At 56.1% G+C, this 22,265-nt stretch carries 16 protein-coding genes; 11 read left to right on the forward strand and 5 right to left on the reverse strand.

The features are described from left to right. The first annotated feature begins 8 nt into the window (after nt 1–8). From ACMXYJ_RS16600 to ACMXYJ_RS16625, 6 genes are read left to right on the forward strand one after another with little or no spacing between them, the layout of a single operon-like run. Nucleotides 9–497: a hypothetical protein gene (locus tag ACMXYJ_RS16600; RefSeq protein ID WP_415756025.1), complete on the forward strand. Its 489-nt coding sequence runs from the start codon at nt 9–11 to the stop codon at nt 495–497. Continuing rightward, entirely contained in the window at nt 494–1,555 is a 1,062-nt protein-coding gene (gene sctQ, locus ACMXYJ_RS16605) for a type III secretion system cytoplasmic ring protein SctQ (RefSeq protein ID WP_415756026.1), read from the forward strand. The genes ACMXYJ_RS16600 and sctQ overlap by 4 nt, the downstream gene beginning before the upstream one ends. Continuing rightward, on the forward strand, nt 1,552–2,205 hold the full coding sequence (gene sctR / locus ACMXYJ_RS16610; RefSeq protein WP_415756027.1) for a type III secretion system export apparatus subunit SctR: 654 nt from the start codon (nt 1,552–1,554) through the stop codon (nt 2,203–2,205). The genes sctQ and sctR overlap by 4 nt, the downstream gene beginning before the upstream one ends. Before the next feature lie 7 nt (nt 2,206–2,212). After that, nucleotides 2,213–2,482 (forward strand): EscS/YscS/HrcS family type III secretion system export apparatus protein, encoded by a 270-nt coding sequence (locus tag ACMXYJ_RS16615; RefSeq protein WP_415756028.1) that lies wholly within the window; start codon nt 2,213–2,215, stop codon nt 2,480–2,482. Nucleotides 2,483–2,489: 7 nt separating this feature from the next. After that, a complete protein-coding gene (gene sctT / locus ACMXYJ_RS16620; RefSeq protein ID WP_415756029.1) occupies nt 2,490–3,302 on the forward strand; it encodes a type III secretion system export apparatus subunit SctT in 813 nt (270 codons plus the stop codon). Nucleotides 3,303–3,326: 24 nt separating this feature from the next. Next, complete coding sequence (locus tag ACMXYJ_RS16625) at nt 3,327–4,373, forward strand: EscU/YscU/HrcU family type III secretion system export apparatus switch protein (RefSeq protein WP_415756030.1); 1,047 nt, start codon at nt 3,327–3,329, stop codon at nt 4,371–4,373. Nucleotides 4,374–4,835: 462 nt separating this feature from the next. Here ACMXYJ_RS16625 and ACMXYJ_RS16630 read toward each other — a convergent pair whose 3' ends face one another. Next, nucleotides 4,836–6,404, reverse strand: coding sequence for a GMC family oxidoreductase (locus ACMXYJ_RS16630; RefSeq protein ID WP_415756031.1), 1,569 nt, complete (start codon nt 6,402–6,404; stop codon nt 4,836–4,838). Nucleotides 6,405–6,618: 214 nt separating this feature from the next. Here ACMXYJ_RS16630 and ACMXYJ_RS16635 point away from each other — a divergent pair, with 214 nt between their 5' ends. Beyond that, nucleotides 6,619–10,215 carry a hypothetical protein gene (locus ACMXYJ_RS16635; RefSeq protein ID WP_415756032.1) on the forward strand — a complete coding sequence of 1,199 codons (3,597 nt, stop codon included), beginning with the start codon at nt 6,619–6,621 and terminating at the stop codon, nt 10,213–10,215. Between the two features lie 148 nt (nt 10,216–10,363). Here the strand turns inward: ACMXYJ_RS16635 and ACMXYJ_RS16640 are convergent, their stop codons facing one another. The 4 genes from ACMXYJ_RS16640 to ACMXYJ_RS16655 all read right to left on the reverse strand — a co-directional run bounded on the left by ACMXYJ_RS16640 (nt 10,364) and on the right by ACMXYJ_RS16655 (nt 17,745). Continuing rightward, on the reverse strand, nt 10,364–12,010 hold the full coding sequence (locus ACMXYJ_RS16640; protein ID WP_415756033.1) for an AMP-binding protein: 1,647 nt from the start codon (nt 12,008–12,010) through the stop codon (nt 10,364–10,366). 165 nt (nt 12,011–12,175) lie between these two features. Beyond that, complete coding sequence (locus ACMXYJ_RS16645; protein WP_415760744.1) at nt 12,176–12,739, reverse strand: methyl-accepting chemotaxis protein; 564 nt, start codon at nt 12,737–12,739, stop codon at nt 12,176–12,178. 1,518 nt (nt 12,740–14,257) lie between these two features. After that, nucleotides 14,258–16,618, reverse strand: coding sequence for an efflux RND transporter permease subunit (locus ACMXYJ_RS16650; protein WP_415756034.1), 2,361 nt, complete (start codon nt 16,616–16,618; stop codon nt 14,258–14,260). Further along, nucleotides 16,615–17,745, reverse strand: a complete 1,131-nt coding sequence (locus tag ACMXYJ_RS16655) for a WD40/YVTN/BNR-like repeat-containing protein (RefSeq protein WP_415756035.1) — start codon at nt 17,743–17,745, stop codon at nt 16,615–16,617. The genes ACMXYJ_RS16650 and ACMXYJ_RS16655 overlap by 4 nt, the downstream gene beginning before the upstream one ends. A 348-nt stretch (nt 17,746–18,093) precedes the next feature. Here ACMXYJ_RS16655 and qhpR point away from each other — a divergent pair, with 348 nt between their 5' ends. The 4 genes from qhpR (at nt 18,094) to ACMXYJ_RS16675 (ending at nt 22,255) form a co-directional block, all read left to right on the forward strand. Continuing rightward, nucleotides 18,094–19,095 carry an AraC-like transcriptional regulator QhpR gene (gene qhpR, locus ACMXYJ_RS16660; RefSeq protein ID WP_415756036.1) on the forward strand — a complete coding sequence of 334 codons (1,002 nt, stop codon included), beginning with the start codon at nt 18,094–18,096 and terminating at the stop codon, nt 19,093–19,095. A gap of 285 nt (nt 19,096–19,380) precedes the next feature. Next, entirely contained in the window at nt 19,381–20,001 is a 621-nt protein-coding gene (locus ACMXYJ_RS16665; protein WP_415756037.1) for a c-type cytochrome, read from the forward strand. A gap of 8 nt (nt 20,002–20,009) precedes the next feature. Continuing rightward, complete coding sequence (locus tag ACMXYJ_RS16670; protein WP_415756038.1) at nt 20,010–21,194, forward strand: cytochrome-c peroxidase; 1,185 nt, start codon at nt 20,010–20,012, stop codon at nt 21,192–21,194. Then, entirely contained in the window at nt 21,191–22,255 is a 1,065-nt protein-coding gene (locus tag ACMXYJ_RS16675; RefSeq protein ID WP_415756039.1) for a hypothetical protein, read from the forward strand. Before ACMXYJ_RS16670 ends, ACMXYJ_RS16675 begins: the two co-directional genes overlap by 4 nt. Nucleotides 22,256–22,265 lie beyond the last annotated feature (10 nt).

Here is a 22,265-nt window from a genome sequence, read left to right on the forward strand (position 1 = left end):
ACAGCACCATGAAAACCCATGAGCTTCGAAGTTTGCAGGCGTTGCGCAAACTGCGTGAGCAACGTGCTGCCAACCAACTTGTCGCCCAGCACCAGCGCTGTCAGCAGACCAGTCACGCTCTCGATCTGGCGAAAGAGCGCCTGCACTTGCACCGTGAAAACCTTGCTCGAGAAGCGCAGCAGATCTACGCCTCGCTGACTGAAGGACTGTCAGTCATCAGTTGGCAAGACGCGCAAGCGCGTTTGAGCGCACTCGCCAACGGCCAGCAGCAAATGGAAACAGGTATCGATGAGGTCGAACAAACCCTCGAGACTCAAAAGCGCGAGCGAGAGACATTTCGACTCGAACGTATGACCCGCCAGCGTCAATGCGAAGCGTGGGACATGTTGCTCGGGCGCCGTGAACACACCGAGCAGCGCGCAGCGGAGCATCTGGAGGACGCAGACGAGGGCTTGCTCATGCGATTGCCCGCCAGCGTTTCAGGAACAGGACAATGACTGGCATGCCACGTGAACCGGACGGTTTGGTCGCGTCTTTGCAGAAGACCTCGATCGACGCCTGTGATGCAACGTTCGAACAGTACGATCGTGCACTGCTCACGCTGAACAATCTGCTGCACCGAAGTCGTCAACCCTCGCTCGGGCGTTGCACCGGAGAGTCCATCCGTGTGCACTGGACCGTCGCGGGGCCGCGGATTGAAGGCGCCATCGGAATTCTGTTTTCACTCGGTGTCGACACCGTGCGGTTGTGGGTGCCATCAAGTGCGCTGGAGCAATGGCAATCCATTCTGGCGATCCCGCATCCGGCGTTGGACCCGTTAGCGACCGCCCTGTTGTGGGAACTGACATTGCTGGAGTTGATCGAGCCGCTGGAGCAGTTGCTCGGGCAGCCGATTCGGGTGAGCGACAGCACAGAATCGGGCGCGCCTCTCGTTGCGTTGCGTCTGGGCCTGGAGGTCTGTCTCGGGCGGACACCCGTGCAGTCCCTGCAACTGGACATGTCACCTGCCTCGGCGCGGGTGGTCGCGGATCTGCTGCAACACCACTGCGTGCCTGAGCTGAACGATCCTGGCCAATTGCGCTTTCACCTGGCGGTAGAAACCGGTCAAGCCTGGTTGAGCCTCTCGGACTTGCGCAGTCTGAAGCCGGGCGACGTGGTGATGCTCGATACGTTGCCGGACGCCGCTGTGCGGGTCGTGTTGTCCGGTCAACTTCAGGCCCGTGCCAAACGTGACAGCACCGCAGGGCTGCGATTGCTGGAACCCCTCAATGCTGTGAACTTGACGATGGAGAATGTAATGACACAACCCGAAGCAGCGCCCGGTGTGGACGCGACCCTGGATGATCTGCCTCTCAAGTTGCTGTGCCAGGTGGGCAGTGTGGAACTGTCGCTGCAGCAGCTTCGACAATTGGGGGTCGGAAGCGTCTTGCAATTGAGTTCGCCGATGCAGGACGGTGTCGATCTGATGATTAACGGTCGTCGGGTTGGTCGTGGACAGCTGGTGCAGATCGGTGATGGTCTGGGTGTACGCGTGTTGGATTTCGCCAAACCATGACGGGGTACCAGCCCAACCTGATCGAGATAATTTTGGTCGTTGCGTCCATCGGTTTGATCCCGTTGGCCGTTGTGACCATGACTGGCTTTCTGAAAATTTCGGTGGTGTTGTTTCTGGTCCGCAATGCGTTGGGTATTCAGCAAACTCCGCCGAACATGGTTCTCTACGGTATAGCCCTGATTTTGTCGGTGTACGTGACGACGCCGCTGATTGGCGAAATGTACCAGCAAGTGCAGGGCAAGGAACTCAACCTGGAGAACGTCGAGCAGCTAAAGGAGCTGGGTGACGCCTTGAGGCCACCGTTGCAGGCGCACCTGGCGCGTTTTGCCAATGAGACGGAGCGCGGCTTTTTTATCTCCGCCACCGAGACGATCTGGTCTGCGGAGGCCAGGGCCGATTTGCGCGATGACGACCTGGTGGTGCTGATTCCCGCCTTTGTCAGCTCCGAACTAACCCGCGCCTTCGAAATCGGTTTCTTGTTGTACATCCCGTTTTTGGTGGTTGATCTGCTGGTCTCTAATGTTTTAATGGCCATGGGCATGTCGATGGTTTCGCCACCTCTGATCTCCATCCCGTTGAAAATTTTGCTGTTCGTTTCGTTGAGCGGCTGGTCGCGCTTGATGCACGGTTTGATCCTTAGCTACGGGTGATGCTGTTATGGGGCAAGACGTTTTTCTTTCGTTGATGAAACAGGCGTTGCTAACGGTACTGTTCTTGTCGGCTCCCGCGCTGGTGGTCGCAATTGTCGTGGGCATGGGCGTCGGGCTATTGCAGGCGTTGACGCAGATTCAGGATCAGACGCTGCCGCAGGTGGTCAAGCTGGTCGCTGTGCTATTGGTCATCGTTTTCGTTGGTCCGCTGCTGGCCGGACAAGTGGTGGAACTGGGCAGCCTGGTGCTGGACAACTTCCCGATATGGACGCGTTGAGTCCACCATGGAAGTTCAAGTTGCTAACCAACTCGTAGAGTTTGCTTACCCGGTTATCACGTCGGCGGCGTTGGCGGCCTGTCGCGCCACCGGGCTGGTGTTGATCACCCCGGCGTTCAATCGCCTGGGCCTCACCGGAATGATCCGTAGCAGCGTGGCTGTCGCCATTTCCGTTCCGATGTTCCTGCCGGTGTTCGACGCGCTGACCTCACGGGCTGATTACGGCAGCTTGTTTCTCGCGGGTTTGATGATCAAGGAGTTCCTGATCGGGCTACTGATCGGCCTGCTGTTCGGTATCCCGTTCTGGGCGGCGGAAGCGGCGGGGGAGCTGGTTGATCTGCAGCGCGGCTCGACGATGGCGCAACTGGTTGATCCTTCGAATGTGGGTGAGTCCAGTGTCATGGCGACGTTATTGACGGTCATGCTCATCACTCTGTTCTTCATGTCTGGCGGCTTCATCATGATCGTCGACGGCTATTACCACAGTTATCAGCTGTGGCCCGTGACGGCATTCACGCCCTTGTTCGCGTCTTCGGCGCTGCTGGCAATCCTGTCGATTCTCGACCAGATACTGCGGCTCGGCGTCGTCATGATTTCGCCGCTGATCATCACGCTGCTGGTGACGGACCTAATGCTGGCCTATCTCGCGCGGATGGCACCCAATCTGCACATCTTCGATTTGTCACTCCCCGTGAAGAACCTGTTCTTTTCGATCTTGATGGTTATCTACATTGCCTTCCTGATTCCCATCATGCTCGACCAGCTCAGTGAATTTCAGGGAGCGGTCGAACTCTTCAAAACCCTGGTGGGCGAACAATGAGCGCGAATGCCTGGAGTGCACGATATGGGTGAAACCAGTGAGGAAAAATCAGAGCCGGCCACGGATAAAAAGCTTAGGGAAGCGCGGGGAAAAGGTCAGGTTTCCAAGAGTCAGGATCTGGTGTCGGGCATGGTCATCCTGGCGTGCACGCTGTGCATCGTGGTCATCGCGCCACGGGCGCAGGCGCAGATAACGGCGCTGCTCGACCTGATTGTTCAGGTCTATATTGAACCCTTCGCGACCGTCTGGCCTCGGGTGCTGGATACCGCCGAACAATTGCTTATCACCATTACTTTGCCCGTTGTGGCTGTGACAGTGGCAGTGGTGATTGTGACCAATATCGCGACCATGCGCGGAGTGGTCTTTTCCGTAGACCCCATTAAATCCGACATCAAACACATCAATCCGATCGAAGGCTTCAAACGCATTTTTTCAATGCGCAGTTTCGTGGAGTTTCTCAAGGGACTGGTCAAAGTGGGCCTGCTGGGCATTGCGTTTTATGTGGTGGGCCGGAATGCCTTGCAGGCACTGATGGAGTCTTCACGCTGCGGCGCTGGCTGTATCGAGTCCACCTTCTATCTGGTCCTGAAGCCACTGGTATTTACTGTACTGAGTGCGTTTCTGCTGGTGGGTGGAGTGGACGTCCTGATGCAGCGCTGGTTATTTGGTCGCGACATGAAAATGACCCGTAGTGAGCAAAAACGTGAGCGCAAAGACACCAATGGCGATCCCGCGATCAAGGGTGAGCTGCAACGACAACGCCAAGAGATGCACGCTCTGGCTACAAAACTGGGGTTGGCTCGGGCATCGATGATCATCGGTACCGCCGGCGGATGGGTAATCGGCGTGCGCTACGTACGCGGTGAGACGAAAGTTCCGATTGTGGTCAGCCGCGCCTCAGGAAAAGACGGAGTGCAGATGCTGTCTGACGCGGCGGCTTTGGGCATTTTGAAGGTGAATGATTCGGCTCTGGCGGCAGAAATCAGCAAGCGATCGGTGGCCGGAGATCCAGTTCCCGATACGACCTTCCAGGCCGTAGCTGATCTATTGGTGACTGCCCGTCTGATCTGACGTTTTTAACGAGAAGAGCGCACGCGTCTAATTGTTAAAATAGCAATTCCATCTGTTTTTATTATTTCAGAAAGTGCGATGTTTTATAGCGTGTGAAACTTTGTGAATATGACGCATGGCTGGTTTGGAAACGATGGATTGGCTGCTAATGTCAGTAAGCACACACTACGCGTGCTTATATAGGGAATAAATATGAAGCTTAAACAAAAACTCGCCATTATTGCAGTTTTTGGCATGCTCAGCATGGGGAGCATGCAAGCTCAGGCAGACATCGGGTATGACCTTTCAATGAGACTCAAGTGTTTGATGGATCGAACGCCAGTGTGCGTAATAGCGGGTTATTAGTCAAAGGCGGGTAGCTTGTCGCTGATCACCAGATAGTGGTGAGTTATTGTTTTTTCGCCCTGCAAGCTTTAACTTGCGGGGCTTTTTAGTTGCGCGGTCATTGCATGAGCAGCTGGATCAAAGCCGGTATTTCGCCTTCAACAGTTCAGCAGCAATTTCTCCGATGATCACGCAAGGCGCCATGGTGTTGCCAGTGGTTATCCGCGGCAGGATTGAAGCATCGGCGACTCGCAGGTTCTCCACGCCGTAAACGGCTAACTCGCCATTGACGACCGATAAGGCATCACGCCCCATCTTTGCGGTGCAACTCTGATGCCAGACAGAGCTGGCTGAGTCGCGCACGAACTGTTCCAGTTCAGGTTTGTTCAGCCCAGTGGGTGTCACTTCGCGTTTGACGAAAGGTCGCATCGCCGCAGAGTTGGCAAGATCACGAGCAATCTCCACAGCTGTCATCAACACCTTCAGATCGGCTGGGTCGGCTAAGGTGTTGGCATGGATTTCCAAGCCGTCGTTTGGGTTGGGACCGGTCAACCGAAGGCTACCAATGCTTTTCGGCCGTGCGAGCGTCGGCATCATCGACCACGCACATTCGGGTATGTCGACGCGAGCAGCGATTTGAGCACTGGCGAAAGGAACCCCTACCTGCATTATCTGGATGTCTGGTGTGTCGATCCCGGATTCGCTTTGCAAAAACAGGTTGGCTTGCACGCCTGGGTCAGCGGACGGCGGGGCTTCGGGGTACTCCCAGATGCAACCCATCGCCATGCAGTGATCCTGGAAATTCTGACCGACTCCCGGTAAGTGCTCGACTACAGGAATGCCTAAAGGCCTGAGTTGAGCTGCGTCGCCGAGACCTGATTGCATTAGCACTTTGGGCGTTTGGATAGCACCTAGCGAAAGGATGACTTCTTTGTTCGCATTGAAGGTGTATTGGTGCTCACCGACGAAGCAATGAACACCGGTAGCGCGCTTGTCCTTGATCGCGACGCTGACGACCAGTGCGCCGGTCAGCACTGTCAAGTTGTGCCGTGTGACAGGGGAGTCGAGATAGCTACGGAATACCGATAATCGTTGACCGTTCTGAATACGGACATCGGCCAGGGAGATGCCGCCGCCGCCTTCCATAATGGCTCCGTTCTGGCTGTCGTAGACCGGTATACCCATGCTGGTCGCGCTTTGAAGCAGCGCCAGGGCGACAGGTTTTGGTTGTGGAACCGGTTGGACGAACAGTAAACCGTCCTTGCCCCGGTGGACGGCATCCGAGGGGCCTTGCCAATTTTCGATCTTTAAATAAATATCGAGAACGGACTGATAGCTCCAGCGAGAATGGCCGGCTTGCTCGGCGAAGAAATCCCAATCACTTTTGTGGCCGCGAGACCATTGCATGACGTTAATGCTTGAGCCTCCGCCCAGCACCTTCCCCATATTCATGGCCAGCGCCCGCCCATTCAGATGCGCGTTAGGTTGAGCCTGAAAGTTCCAGTCTCGAACCGATCCCAGGTTGGCAGGCCAGGCGCTGGCGTCATCTACCTCGGGAACGTTTCCATGTCCGCCTGCTTCCAGAAGCAGCACGGAGACTTCCGGGTTATCGGCAAGGCGACGGGCAATGACAGAGCCCGATGACCCAGAACCGCACACGATGAAGTCATAACGGTCCTGCAGGTCTTTTTTTCTGATTTCGGGCATTAGATTTTCCAATGGGTTAGGCATGTAGGCTGAAACAGTTGTAAGACCACGAAAACAACTTCTGCCGGGCAACGCTTGTGAAATATTGTGAATTCTTGGCGGCAATAGCCCGCGTTGGGCAGCGCGTGGCCTAATATCCCATCTCTAATTGAACCCATTACTTCTGGTTTTCGACCAGTGTGTCAGCCGGTCACTCTGCCAAGTGGATATGTCAATGATTGATAGTGCGCATAACAACTCGTCCAAGACTTCAGTCGCAGATCAGCGAAATAAGAACAAGTTTGAAAATCTGGTGGCTGACTTGACGCGAAAAACGATAGATTCTGCGAAAGGTGGGAAGAATCACATAGACATTTCGCAATACAAAGAAATCACCGAATTCAAGGGTGGGCTCGACATTGATAAACTCAATGTTATCGAGGCGGGGGGCGGTGTTGTTTATTTTGAGTATGCGGGCAAGAACTATCAGATTTCCGACGTTAACATCGAAAGGGATGATGTCGCAGGGCACTTGCGAGTCAGCGGAGGACCCGCCACTAAAGAAAATGGATCTGACTCGACAGAGAAACTGAACGGTAACTTGACGGAGCAATTAGCCCAGCCATTGTCCGGGGGCATGAGCGTGCCAAGCGGCGGGACACCCCTTTTAGAATTTCTTGAATTGATGTTTGCAACTAAAGACTTTCCCGCTCAACAAATAATTAAAGACAGTTTTAATAATTCCAATCAGGAGCTATTGTCGCGAACAGAGGCTAGCAAGGGGCAAATGCGAGAAGGCGTTGCCTCAGTGCAAACGCCGGCTGAAGGCTTAGCTCAAGTAACGCTGAGCGACGGCAGGATACTGATCGTATCAAAGCAACTGACACCCCAAGCCTACCTGGACTACACAAGGCCGCCTGGTCAGGCCGAGTATTTGACCGATCCGCAGGCTCGCAACGATGAAGGCGAGCCTGCTTATTTCGGTGGCAGTAATGGATCGGAATACAAGACAGTCACCCAAATGCCCCAGGATTTAAATTCGGACGACCTAAGGGTCATCGCCAAAAACTCCGAAATGGGCATGATCTATTTCGAGTATGCGGGTGAGAAATTCAAAATACAGCAAGGAAAAGCCCGGGACTTCAGCGACTTGGATGCCAAGAAAGAATATGTGCATGAGCCGTCAGCGCCGGGAGAAAATAGCGGCAGTCAGCTATATGACTATCTTGACCTGGTGCTCGAAAGCAAAGGTACGCCGCTCGAAGACATCTTAAGGGAAGCAGAGAGCACGCGTTCCAGCACTATGCTGTTACGTGGGGACGGAGGGCCTGTCCAGAACGTAGCAAATGTTCAAATGGACGATGGTTTTCTTTGCCTCACACTGGAAGATGGCAAAAAACTAATCGTCCACTCGCAGTTAACGCCCGAGGCTTATGATTATTATAAAGGCATAGGCGATCAACAAAAAACAGATGCATTTATTAAAGCGACTGTGGCAACCGAAGAAGCCAAGGGGTTTGTTCGGGCGGGTGAAGATATTTATCTGTCTGACACTAAGGACGTGAGAGACGCTGTTGCTTTCACCGGGCATGACCAGAACGCCGAGGTTATTTCATTTGTGTACAAAAAGCCGGGTGGGGCGGAGCAAAAATTCTACGTTACCAAGGAAAGTAATCCTCAGTTGTTTGAGCAGGTCATGTCCAGATTGACAGATTCGCGCGCGGCCATCCCCGTAGCGAGTCGCGAATCTGCAGGGTTACCTTCGATAGAAGAGGTATCGGTCGATGCCTTGCCTACCACCGAAAAAAATGCAGATGGCAGCCCCGTGACAGTGGGTAACTTAGCGTTTGAAAGTATGGTCAATGATTATCGCAAAGGAATTGCCGATGGCAGTATCGGCAAGGATGACTTGCGTGCGCAATTTATCCGCGCGTTTGATGCCAAAGGGATGTCTCAAAACGGAATGGAGATTATCCCTGAGCATACAGCGGACAAAAGGATTGGGCAGCCAACGCATGTTACGGGAAGGGACGTTAATGAAAAAATCTTTGATCAGAAAAAAATAGATTCCCGCCTCAACGAATTGCTGAGCGACAAGCAGATCCAGGACGACATTATTCTGTACCACGACAAGGCCGTTGAAAAAGCCCAGGGTGGTGAGGCAAAAGTCAAAGCAACAGAGCAGAAATTGATCGAAAGCTCTTCGTCGGAAGCCTACGTCAAGTACCTCGACGATTTGGCGAGTTCAGGAAACAAAGATCAGGCAATGTTGGACTACCAGGCCACCTACACGCAGATTGCGGCCATCGATCCAGCCAAGGCTGAAGAATTCAAGGCAGAGCTCGAGGCTAATGGTCTTGTGTTGGAGATGGAAAAGTTGATGAGTGAGCCAGGGGCAATTTCTGACGAGAATATGGGCTTGGCCGCCCAGGATATTACCAAGTCTGCCCTGGCTGCGGGTAAAGCGTGGGGGGATGGAATACCTCGTCGCGGCTACGGTATCTGGAAAGAAACGATGACTGAACTCGCTAATAACATGAGCGATGAGAATGCACCTAGCTGGGGTGCTGTACTGAAAGAAGTGGGAGAAACATGGGCGAAGGACGGAAAGATAGAAGACCAGCAACTGGACGCCATCATTAAAAAACACATTACTCCCGGCATGGGGATGCCCTCCAATGAAAATTTATTCAACACGCTAAAATTCATGAAAGACAATGGTGTGTTGGGCTCAATCGGAGGGACGTTCTCGATAGCCTCTGCCGCGTACCAACTGTATGGGGGAGGTGGTGGGCTGGGCGCCTCGCACAAGGAACGTTTATCTGTTGCAGCCGCCTTTATGGGCGTTCTGAGTGGCGCCAATCATTTTTTCACATTGGGTGTCAGTAGTTACGATGCCTGGAACAAATCAGGTCTGATGAAGGAAATGGGTACAGACCGTCCGTACCAGGCTGTTTGGACCCCCGGGAGCAAAGCACAAAACTTTGACGATCAATATTTACGAAGCATCGCTAATGAAAATCAACAAAAATCCCTGGATACCTTATTTTCTTCTGATGCGGAAGGTAGCTATAAACTTTCTTCTGACGATATCAAGGCTGCCCATCAAGCCAGTTGGGACGCCATCGCGAAGCGCGGAAATGTCAGTGATTCTAGAGTAAAGAAAATAATGGGCACCTACCCTAGAATGATCGGCGGCGCTGGGGATGTTGGCGGCGGTGTTCTCGGTATCACACTGGGCGCTATGAACATTCAAACGGGCGTAAAAAACGGTGATGAGTTGACCATTGCTTCCGGCTCTGTCGAAGTTGTCGGCGGCGTGGGCGGTTTGGCCGGTGGCGGCGCAACAGTTGCAGAAATTTTTGGCAAAGGAGGGCGTGCAGCGGCTTGGGGTGGGCCTATAGGCTTTGGAATTGCAGCAGTTACTTCCTTCATTTCGGCGATGATGAGCGTGGCCCAAGACCAAAAAATGCATAAGGCCTCAGTTCAAAATTATGATGACTTATGGCAAATGAAGAATGATGGTTTGCTTGCAGAAAACGGAACCGAGAATTACGTCTGGCTTCAGACGTATTTGCATGGATATCTGCAACGTGACGCGCCGATTGATCAAAGTGTATTTGATTACAGAAAAGATGAATTTGAAAATGGCGTACTACCCTTTGAAGAAGGGGATCCTGTGGAGCACATTGACTACACAGCTGATGGTTACAATAGATTCAGTGAATCTGACGCAGGGAACACTCAGGGCTACACCCTGAAAATGGTGGACGATGAGGGCGATATCCAGGAATTCAAAACGTCCTACAAAAATGGATGGTCACCTGTTTAGCAGGTGTTTTCATCGTATAGAAAAGCCGGTATCTCTTGACCCGCATGGTCACCATTCAATTCTCAAATGACAGAATGCCAGTGCGCGCAGATTTGGGCTTGCGCCCAAGTCTGGAGCGTTCCGAGCGGTTTAGTGCCGAACCTCCTTATCAGCCAAGATCACGCAGTTCCCGACGCAAAACCTTGCCGACGGTGGATTTCGGTAAATGGTCCATGAAGACGACGATCTTCGGCACCTTATAGCCGGTCATTCCACCACGGCAATGGGATTTCACTTCATCTGCAGTCAGGAGGTTGCCAGGGGTTCTGACGACGAACAGCTTCACGGCCTCACCGGTCCTCTCATTCGGCACACCGATGCACGCACTCTCTTCTACACCCGGGCAGCCGGCTACAAACGCCTCGATCTCGTTGGGGAAAACGTTGAAGCCGGACACGATGATCATGTCTTTCTTTCGATCGACAATCGTCAGGAAACCGCGCTCGTCGAACCTGCCGATATCACCGGTAAGAAAGAAACCGTCGGCCGTGAATGCCGAGGCGTTCACGTCAGGCTTGTTCCAGTAACCCCGCATCACTTGAGGCCCCTTGGCGCAGATCTCGCCGACTTCGCCGATGGCCACTTCGTTACCATCTTCGTCGAGCAATTTGATATGGGTTCCGGGCACCGGCAGGCCCGTAGTCGCGGTGAACTCATTGATCGTCGACGGATTGAACGAGAGGATCGGTCCCGTTTCGGAGAGGCCGTAGCCCTCGCGGATAAAGGTGTCGGTCAGGTTTTCCCATTTCCTCGACGTGACGTCCAGGACCGCTGCGCCGCCTCCACCTGCCAGATGCAATCTGGAAAAATCCACTTCGCCAATACGCGGGTGCGCGACCAGATTTGCGTACAGGGTGTTGACGCCCATGAACAGACTGGGCCTGGCCTGTATCAGTATGTCAATGAACCCGTCCATGTCGCTGGGGTTGGCGACCAGCCAGTTATCCGTACCAATCGAGAAGCAGGTAATGAAATTCACCATCAAGGCAAAGATATGGTAAAGCGGCAACGCGGTGACCAGCACCTCCTCGCCGTGCTGCAGCAGGCCCGGCATCATGATCTGGAATTGCTGGGTATTGGCCAGCAAGTTGCGATGTGAGAGTGCGGCGCCCTTGGACAACCCCGTGGTGCCGCCGGTGTATTGCAGGAGCAGCAGGTCATCACCGCCGATAGCCACCGGGATGCGCTGCAGCAGTGCACCTTGTCGCAGGGCGGTGTCGAAGGCGATCGTATTGCTGAGACGGGGGCCCATCGGCGAGGGCGGGGGCGGTGATTGATCATCGTCGTCGACACTGACGCCAACCGTAATGACCGCCTGGATAGAAGTCTTGTCGATCACGGCCGGCAACGTCGGACTCGAACCGTTGAAGACGACGATTACTTTGCATCCCGAATCGTTCAGCTGATGCTCAAGCTCGGGTGCGGTGTAGAGCGGGTTGATGCTGACCTGTATCGCACCGGCACGTGCAATCCCGAGAAACGCAATGGGAAAGGCAAGCAGGTTTGGCATCATCACCGCGATGCGATCACCCTTCTTGACCCCCAGTCTGTGTTGCAGCCACGCGGCGAACGCATTTGAGAGACGATCCACGTCCTTGTAGCGCAGCGTTTGACCATACGAATGAAAGGCGGTTTTGTCGCTGAACTTCCTCATGGCCTCTTCGAGCAGATCGACCACTGAGTGATGGTGGCTTGGGCCGATATCGGGAGCAATTCCATGTTGTTGATAGGTGGCTAGCCAGGGCTTGAAGTTCATTGGCAGTGTCCTTGTGATGTTCGTCGAATGGCGAGTTGGTAAGACGTGCCAGTGGAGGCTCAGTCAGCTATTCGAGTATCCCGGGTCGGTCTTCCTTCTATTGGATATCTCGCGCCAAAAAGTTGCTTTTTGGTGCCAGGCGCATCGTGGTGGTGCAATCGTGAGTCACACTTTGAATGTGCCGATCAACCCGTTAAGTCTGCTCACCAACTGCCCCAGTTCCTTACTTGCATTCTCGGCCCGGCTTGCGCCTTGAGCCGTGAGTTCGGCGGCCAGATTGATCTGCAGAATGTGTTGATCGATCTCCGTTGCCACAGCTGTTTGTTCTTCTGCACTGGCTGATATCTGCAGACTTTGCTCAGCGATCTGGTCAACCGTGTTCAGGATGACCTCCAGCCTCTGTTGAACCAGAATAGAGTCGGCCACATTGCCAGTGGCCTGCGTCCGACTTTTATCCATTGCCTCCACGGCAGCGTTTGCACCTGTTTGTAAATGGTTGATCATCTGTTCGATTTCCCCACTCGAATCCTGCGTACGCCTTGCCAGGTTGCGCACTTCATCCGCCACTACGACGAAACCGCGGCCTTGCTCTCCTGCACGCGCAGCCTCGATCGCGGCGTTCAGGGCAAGCAGGTTGGTTTGCCCGGCAATGCCTTTGATCACGTCCAGGACCTGGCCGATGGCTTTGCTGTCATCCGCCAGACGCTCGATGACTTGAACGGCTTGCATTATTCCCATGGCCAACTGGTGGGTGCTTGCCGTCTGACTGCTGACGAGGGAATTGCCGAGGGCGGTTTCATGGCTGACCTGTTCTGCGCCGCGTGAGGCTACCGCCGCGCTGCACGCCACTTCCTGTGACGTCATCGTCATCTGATTCATTGAGGTCGCGACCAGCGCGATCATCTGGCGCTGGCTGATCATCGCAGCATTGGTTTCGCTGGCGATGTCTTCGACCTGTTTGGCTTGAGCTTCGACCTGACCGATTCCCACATGGATCTCACTGATCAGCAGGCGTATGCGTCGCACACTGCCATTCAAGACCAGGCTCAGTTCATTGAGCTCGTCTCGGCTGTTGGTGCTGTACTCACAGGTGAGATCGCCCTGCGCGACTTGTCGCAGCGTGGCTGCCAGTCCGTTCAGGTTGCTGCGCAGGGAGACGTAAAACGCGCTGTATAAATAGACCATCAAAAGCAGACCGAGTAGCGTCAGGGCGGCCTGGAACAACATCCTCTGCTGGCTTTGTTGCAGCTTCTGTTCAAGCTGTGTTCGTAGCAGCGACAGCATGTTTTGTTCGATCGCCAGCGTGCGCTCAAGCTGCTCGGAAACGCTGTCGAAAAAGGGTTGCCAGGGCCGGTTCAGGTCATCGGTCAATAGCACCTGTTTTTCCAGCATGTCGCGGGTCGTTGCCAGGCTGTCGATGCTGGCCTGGAGGCTGTCGTCCAGCGATGGATGCAGCTCTGCGTGCTGTCGCAACCCCTGGTATTCGTTACCCAGGTTTTCCAGCTCGACACTCAGTTCATCGAGCTGGTCGCTGGAGGTGGCGGGGAGACTTTTGAGAAGAAGTGCTTCGGCGCCGAGGGCGCGACTCTGGCCAATAATCCAGCGAGTCTTTGGACCGTCCCTGACCAGTAGAGCCACCATCTGCCGTATCTGTACGGATGCGTTTTGGGTCAGCCCGGAACCACTGGCGGCCCATTCAATCAGCGCTGGCGCCTGGTCCAGTGTCTGCTTGAGCTGACTCTGCCGGGTACTGACCGATGCCTGCATGACACCCTCGAGGGTGCTTGCCAATTCATCTCGCACTTTGACGAAACGCGCCGCACTGACCGGCTCGCCCCAGTCGGCCTGCAGCGCTTGCAGTTGTTCCAGAGTTTTCTGGCGCAACGGCTCCAGACCTGTTGCACCTGCACCGACCTGCGTCGCCCGTTGTGTCTGGTTAAGGTCATGCAGAGCCTCCAATGAACTGAGCAGTTCAAGACTCTGCGAGATCGGCTCCAGCCCGCTGATCTCATGGCGGATGGCGGCGCTGTATCGAAGGCGCTCGTCGAGTAACAGGTAGTTTGTCAGCAACGCAGGAATGAAGACCAACAGGCTGATCAACCCGAATTTACGACTCAGGCGCAGGCGATCGAGCAGGCGGCTGCCAGGACGGAGCACGTTGAACATCGTTGAATTCCTATTAAGGCGCAGCGGCGATGAGTGTTTTAAATCACCCGTCACCCGCATTGCGCGGGCGACGGACTGGCTTCAATTCCTTTGCTTGTGACTCATCAGCATTGAGGCGAGGGCGGGCAGCAGCAGGAGGGCACCGATCATGTTCCAGATGAAAATCAGCATGAGCAGCAGGCCCATGTCCGCCTGGAATTTCAGGGCCGAAAAGGTCCATGTGCCGACACCCACAGCCAGCGTCAGGCCGGTGAATGCCACCGAAGTGCCGGTCGTTTTCAACGCTTCGAAGTACGCGGCGCGCAACTTCAGGCCCTGGTGCAGAAATGTCTCCATCCGGCTGTACAAGTAGATGCCGTAGTCCACTCCAATACCGACGCCAAGCGCGACAACCGGCAGGGTGGCGACTTTTACACCCAGCCCCATCTGAGCCATTACCGCCTCGCACAGCACCGTGGAGAGGTAAAGCGGAGCCATCAGGGCGAAGGTGACTTTGAGCGAGCGGAACTCCCAGAACACCACCAGCGAGATGATCACGAACACCAGGATCAGCATGCGTTTTTCGGAGTCCTGGATGACGATGTTGGTGGCCGCTTCGATGCCGGCGTTACCCGCCGCCTGCAGGATCTCGAACTCACCCGTGTCGTACTGTTTTTTGAAGGCATCTACGGCGTTGACAACGCGACTGAGGGTCTCGGCCTTGTGATCGGCCAGGTACAGGCTGATCGGCGCGACGCTGCAATGGGGGTCGACAAACTCGGCGGATACGCTGGAACGGGCGTTGTTCATCACGTACTGGTCTCGCGACAGCTCCGCCCACTTGGGATTGCCTTCATTGCGCGCCAGGATGTCGAAGCGCATGGCTTGATACAGCGATTGCACGGACTCGACGCCGTCGACTTGCAGGAGGGTTTGCTGCAACTGGTTGGCGATGTCTGCGGCGGCAAACCGGGAACATTGCTCCTGGGGTGTTTTGAACATCACGATGTAGACGTCGGTACTCGTCGAGTAGTGATTCAGCAGGAAGGCGTTGTCCTGGTTGTATCGAGATTCCGGGCGGAACTCTGGCGCTCCCTTGTCGAGGTCACCGATCTTGAGATCCTGGCGCAAAGAGTAGCCGGCCCCGAGCAGCAGCAGGCTTGTCACAATCAGCGGTATGGCCACGCGCGGTTCGACCACGGCCGACAGCCGACGGAATACCGGCCAGGAGGATTGATCCCGTTTCTGTTGCTGGCGCATGCCGCTGGGGCTTACGCCGACATAGGACATCAGCACCGGCAACAGGAACATCTTGGTGAAGATGGCGACGAATACACCGATGCTCGAGGTGATTGCCAATTGCTGGATCACGCCGATGTCGATCACCAACAGCGTTAAAAAGCCGACGGCGTCGGCCAACAATGCGGTTGAGCCGGGAATGAACAGCGCACGGAAGGTTCGCCGGGAGGCTTGCACCGGGGTGGCGCCGGCGCCCATCTCGCTCATCATCAAGTTGATGTTCTGCACCGCGTGGCTTATCCCGATGGCAAAGATTAGGAAGGGCACCAGAATGGAGTAGGGGTCCAGGCCAAAACCCAGCAGATTGAGCAGGCCGAGCTGGCAGACCACCGTGAGCAGGCACGTCAGCACCGTCGCCGCCGTGCTCCGCCAGCAGCGGCAATACCCGTACAGCAACAGGCTGATCAGGACGACCGTGACGGCGAAGAACACGGCGATGTCACTGGCTGCAGCGAGTAGATCACCAATGATCTGTGCGAACCCGATGACCCGAATGTTCACACCCAGGGTGGCAAAGTACTCACGAACATCCTTCTCCAGTGCGAGGCTGAAGGCGCCATAGTCCAGCGGCTTGCCGGTTTCCGGATCGCTTTCAAGCAGGGGAACCCGGATGACCGTCGATTTAAAGTCATTGGCCACGAAACTGCCGATCATGTCGGCGCGTTGTATGTTGTGCCGGACCTGCGCAAGCGCTTCAGGACTGCCGTCATAGGTGTCAGGAATCACTCGTCCTGCGCGCAGGCCCTCGGTGGTGACTTCGGCCCACATCGCGTTGGGTGTCCACAGCGATTTGAGATTGCCGCGGTCAACTCCGGGTATGTAGAAGACCTTGTCGTTCACCTCGCGCAACGTCTCCAGATAGTCTTTCGTCAGGATGTCGCCTTGAGGATTTTCCACCACGATTCGCAGCACGTTGCTCTGCGGGCGCAGCACGTCTTCAAACTTGAGGTAGTTGGTTACGAACGGGTGGTCTGTGGGGATCATCCGGGTGAAGCTGGCATCCGGTCGCAATGACAGGGCGCCGATGCCCAGTGTTATCGAGGCGAGAAGAAACAGCAGGATGACGGTCAGACGATGGTTGAACAGCATCCTTTCGGTAACGTCGACCACTCGTTGTACGGCGGTCGGTTTTGCTGCGCAGGGTGGCTCGGAGCGTGCGTTCATTGCAGCTGCTCCTTGATCGTGGCCAGGGCAACGAGTTGCATTCCGCTGCTACCGATCAGTGCCAGTTGTTCGGCATCGACCTGCGCGACGCCCAGCAGCGAGTTGATATCTGCGCCGTGCCAGAGTTTGAAGTGTTCTCCATCGCTGCTGTAGAGCAGCACGCCTCCCTGGCCGGAAAGCACTACGGCTCCGTCAGCCAGTTGTCTTCCACCGTAAAGGCCTACGGGGGCCGGCGTCTTGATGCTTTTCCAGTTCTGGCCCAGGTCCGGGCTTGAGAGCAGTGTGCCGCCAAAGCCCAGGGCGAGCAGTCGGCCATCGGCCAGTTGCATCAGTTTATAAAGTGAAGCCTGCGTCAGTTGTTGGGGGGGCTGCCAATGCTTTCCACCGTCCTCTGAACGGTGAAGAAGGCCGCCTTCGCCGACGACCAGCAGCGTACCGTCGGGTAGACCCAGAACTGCGTTCAAGTGCAGGCGGTCCGGGTTGGCCAAGGCAGCAACGTACTCCCAGTTTTGGCCGCCATCTTTTGTGTGCACGATCATGCCGTACGCACCGACCGCCCAGCCTTCATCGGCATCGCGAAACCATACGTCCAACAGTGGCCGTGACGGGCCCGAGGCGCCGCTGGCCTTTGCGTCGTCGAGTGCGAAGAGCGCGTTGTCCAGAGCGGCAACCAGGTCCTGGTCTTCTGGGGCGGCGGCGCTGGCGTCTTGCAGGCGAGTCACTTCAGCCAGGGCTCTTTCGAGCAGCAGCGGGCTGATCTGATTGCCATCCAGTTGCTTGACCCACGTGTTGCCTGCGTCCGTACTGTGCAGAATCACCCCGTCATGTCCGACGGCCCAGCCTTGACTCGCATCGATGAAATGCACTGCCGTCAGCAGCAGGTCAACGGGTACGCTGGCCTGACTGGTTTCGCCGTTGGCATTGCGCAGCAGCACGTGGCCGCTTCCGCCCACCATCACCAATGCCTGACCGACGCTCTGGACATCGGTCAGCGGAGCGTGGATTGCATCAGGCGATATCAGTGAGGGTCGGCCCAGGCGATCCGGTAGGGGTGCAGCCGATACGGGCTCCATGCCGCTGACCGCAAGATGCAGCAGCGTGAACGCACAGAAAGTGAGGGTCTTCATGCGAAATACTCTTGAAAAGAAGGGTTTCAGGCGGAGCAAGCCTTACGCCTCTTATTGTTGGCCACGCCAGGCGTGCCGCTGGCTGAGCCAGTCGGAGGTGATTCGAGTATCAGTGAGCGGGAGGGACTTAACTGGATGTTTCGTGCCACGGATTTGCTATTTGATGCCACTGCGATGGAGGCGATTGCAGTGGGTCGCAGGCAGCAATTTTCTTGACGAATTGCATCGCTCGTGTGCTCTATGTCATCCCGTCAATGGTGAGTTTTGTTACGCGTTGTTTCAGCGCTAGCGCACCATTGCCGATCCGGTCACCTGGTCTTGGGTGGAACGACCCTCAGAGATAGACCTATGGCACTTGCGCAGAAAAACACCATGCACCCGGAGCTGCTATTCAGTCAGTTTGCCGATCAACTTTCCCCGTTTCTGGAAGCAGCAGGCCTGGAAGCGTCTTTCTTCACTGACCCCGAGGTGGAGTGTTCGGCTGCCAGCCTGGTCAAGCTGCTGGAGTTGGCCGGTCGCAACCTCGACGACGGCATCGGGCTTCGCTTTGGCGCGCAGATACGTTCATCTGACATGGGCGTGCTGGGGCAGGCACTGCGCAGCATGGATCGACTCGGCGACACCCTTAACGGGCTGAGCCGCTACATGGTGACGCGCAGCCAGGCGGAGAGAATCGAGGTCATCGAGCTGGATCGGCTGGTCGTTCTCTCGTATCAACTAGCAGACCCCAGCATCACGCAGAAGCGCCAGGATGCAGAGTTCAGTCTGGCGGCAATGCTGGCGTGCATACGTGATCTGACGGGATGCACGGTAATGCCCGTTCGGGTTGATTTCGAGCACGCGGCGCCAAAGGATTTGTCCGGTCACCGCGAGATGTTTCATTGTCCGATACGATTCGCTCAGGATTGCAACCGTCTCTATTTCAACAAGTCAGTACTCGACTTACCCATTTGCACGTCCAATCGACGCTTGCTCCAGGCACTTCAGCCCTATCTTGAAGAGCAGCGCAAGTTGCGTAGCCAGTCCGCCAGTTTGCTCATCGACGTCTCCGGGGCAATAGCCACGGAGTTGGGGCGCGGTCGGGTAGGGGTGGTGCAGGTTGCGGAGGCCATGAATTTGAGTGTGCGAACGCTACAGCGCAGGCTGCGTGAACTCGATCTGGAATTCGGTACGGTGGTCGAAGATGTCCGGCGAGCGCTGGCTATCGAATACGTCGGTAACAGCAGCTACCGTCTCACCGATGTGGCGTTGATGCTCGGCTATACCGAGGCCAGTTCCTTTTCCCGGGCATTTCGCCGCTGGACCAATCTCACTCCCCGTGAATATCGCAAGACGTCGGGCCTTGCCTGACTGCCGGTGAGTCAAGACGCAGAGCCTGTGGGATTTTCGTCGCTCCAATCCCTTCCTCATGTCCTGATGCCCGCGAGGGCCTCCATTTAGCGTCCCTCGTCTTCCTTTCGTGCTTCGTGCGGCAAATGACAATTTTGTTGGCACGTACTGGCAAGCTGCCGCAGCCCTCTCTCCTTATCGTCGCTGTATAGCCAGGCGGGTGTCCGCCGTAGTGATCGCGCAGTCCTTCCTCTCATACGGAACGTTCATGTCGCGGTACGGGCAGAATAATAAGCGGGGTTGGACGTGAACAAGTCGGTAGCGGCATTGGGTTTGGTACTTGCTCACCTCTGTAACACCAGTTGGGGGAGCGAGCCGGGCCAAGACCTTTTCGAACAGCGTTGCGTGGGTTGCCACATGATCAATGGCGCAGGAAGCGAGGCAGTCAAGGCACCCAATCTCACCGGTTTGTCTCAAGCCTACCTTCAGCGGCAGCTCCAGCATTTCAGGGCGGATGTCAGAGGCGACGATGCGAGGGATGCCGAAGGGCAGATGATGCGCGCCATGGCCACGAGCCTTGGCGACGATGAAATCAAGCAACTGAGCCAGTATGTCTCAAGCCTTCCACGCCAACCCGCCCCCAAACCTGAACGGTCCGCGGGGTTTACCGGACGCGGCTTGTACTCGGGTTGCACCAGCTGTCACGGAGCCCAGGCTGAGGGCTTTGACGAGTTGGGGGCGCCTCGCCTGGCCGGCCAACATGGCTGGTACCTCAAAGCCCAATTGTTGAAGTTTCGCGCAGGATTACGCGGCGCCCATGCCGATGACAAATTCGGCCAACAGATGCGGGCCATGGCGTCGGCGATACGCGACGATGCTGCGATCGACACGTTGGTCAGCCACATCGGCAGTCTGGTCGGGGAGTAGGTCGCACCATGCGCGAATTCCTTCTTCTGGGACTGGTGTCAGTTTTAGGGCTGGTGTCTCTTACATTGCTGGTTCACGCAGAAGCGACCGAGCTCAGTAAGACCTGTCCGCCAAGCTTTGAGTTGCTGGCGGAAGGTCAATGCAAGTTGCGTACGCTGTATGACTTCTACGACTCACCGGCCCAACACGGAGGCGTGAAAGTACGTCTGCCTGAGCTCGAGACGACCTACACACCGCAGCAGATTGATCTGGGTCGTCAGCTTTTTTTCGACCCTTTACTGTCAGGTAAAAAAGACCTGTCGTGCGCCTCTTGCCACCAGCCGGACAAAGGCTTCGCCGACGGTCGTGGCCAGGGCCTTGGCGCACGCCAACCGGGTGGCGTACGCAAGGATCTATCGCGTTCAGCACCCACCCTCTGGAACGTGGCGTTCCTCAAGCGCCTCATGTGGGACGGCCGGGCCAGCTCCCTGGAAGAACAGGCGTTGTTGCCTTTGTTCAATCCCGATGAAATGGCCAACAACGCTGACCAGCTACAGAAGGATCTGGAGACCACCCCGGCTTACGTTGATCTGTTCAGGCAGGCTTTTGGTGCGCCGCCCACACTGGACAATCTGGCACGCGCATTGTCGGCATTTCAGACCAGCCTAGTGAGCTTCAATAGCCGGTATGACCGCTATGCCTACGGCGACGCCAGCGCGCTGAGCGATCAAGAGATTCGCGGCCACAATGTGTTTCGCGGCTTCGTCGCGCGATGTTCGCAATGCCACATTCCCCCTTTGTTCACCGACAGCGAGTTGGCGGTCATTGGCAGCCCGGCGCTGCCAGGCAAGGCGCCCGATCCAGGTGCCGGTGGCATATCCCCTGATCCGAATCTGCAAGGGGCGTTCCGCGTTCCCACACTGCGCAATATCAGCGCTACAGCCCCGTACTTCCATGCGGGTCAGTTCAACACGCTGAAAGAGGTCGTGCACTTCTACAACGACAACCGCGGCCACGCGGCACCCAAGGATCAAAACCTGAAAATCCACTGGCATATCCATATGACCAGAGGGCCTGAGCTGAGCAAAGAAGACGAAGCAGACATCGTCGCTTTCCTTGGCAGCCTGGACGATCAGAGCATGACGCCCCCTGTTCCAAAGACCGCACCCTCAGGGCTGCCGGTTGCACCTGCGCTCAACCTGGAGACTCCATGAAAACAAGAAACCCCAACCCCCTGACCGTGGCTGTACTCGTCGGACTTGCCAGCCTGGTGGGTGCGTACACGTACACCCAGGCCGCCACAAAAGTGGCGACGACAACGCTTGAATCCGAGATGCAGGATCCGGCGAAGCAGGTGGCCTTTCGCAAAGAAGCAGAATTGTTATTGGTGTGCGATCAAATAAGCGATCCGCAGCAAAAGGCCGCCGCTTTCGCCAGGCAGGCAGTGATGAAGTGGGACCGTAAGCAAATGGGTTGTGGCGTGCGTTACGGTTTCGAACTGGCACAGGCGCAGCCAGAAAACATCGAACTGCAACTGCAGGTACTGGGCGCTCATGTCGAGTACTTCAGCGTCCTGGACAAGAGTTACAGCCGGCTCTACTCGGCCAGTCCGGTCAAGGACGTCGAGCTGCGTCTGCGCTGGACCGAGACGAACGAACACAGCGCAGTCCTGCTCAAGCGACTTGAACCGCTGGCGGGTCAAGTCCCCGAGATTCGAGCGTTGCGCGGTATCAATACGTTGCTGTCACGGCAGCATGAAGCCCCGGAAAAGGAAAAACTCGCGGCACCCGGCCTGGCGCTTGCGGATCTGGAATCGGCGATCAAGGCCAAACCCGATGTGCTGGATGGGGCCGCACTGCTGACGTTGGGCACGGTGATTTCCGGACTGCCGGAGTTCGCCGGTGGGGACAGCGAGCGCGCCATCAAGTTGCTGGAGGAGGGCAACACACTCGAGCCGCAGAACCTCCAGCTGAAGACGGCCCTGATTGACGCCGAACTGGGCGAGCGCAATAGCAGCAAGGCACTCACCGTCCTGCAGGCGGCCATGAAGATCAGCGATGAAGGACAGAACGAACAGGATTATGTGGATTCGCTGCGCATCCTGGTTGGACAAGCCATGCGTCTTGAGCAGAGGGAGCTCGCCAAGCAGATCGACGTCCGTCGCGATGACTTTCTGGCGGCTCATCCGTACCTCAACAAGCGCAAATCAAGCGCCGCCGTTGGACACGGCGGAGTGGATCCGTTTACCGGCCAAGACCCGGAGAAAATCCAATGAGGAATTTCCA

Source organism: Pseudomonas arabinosi (assembly GCF_047758675.1).
GTDB lineage: Bacteria > Pseudomonadota > Gammaproteobacteria > Pseudomonadales > Pseudomonadaceae > Aquipseudomonas > Aquipseudomonas arabinosi.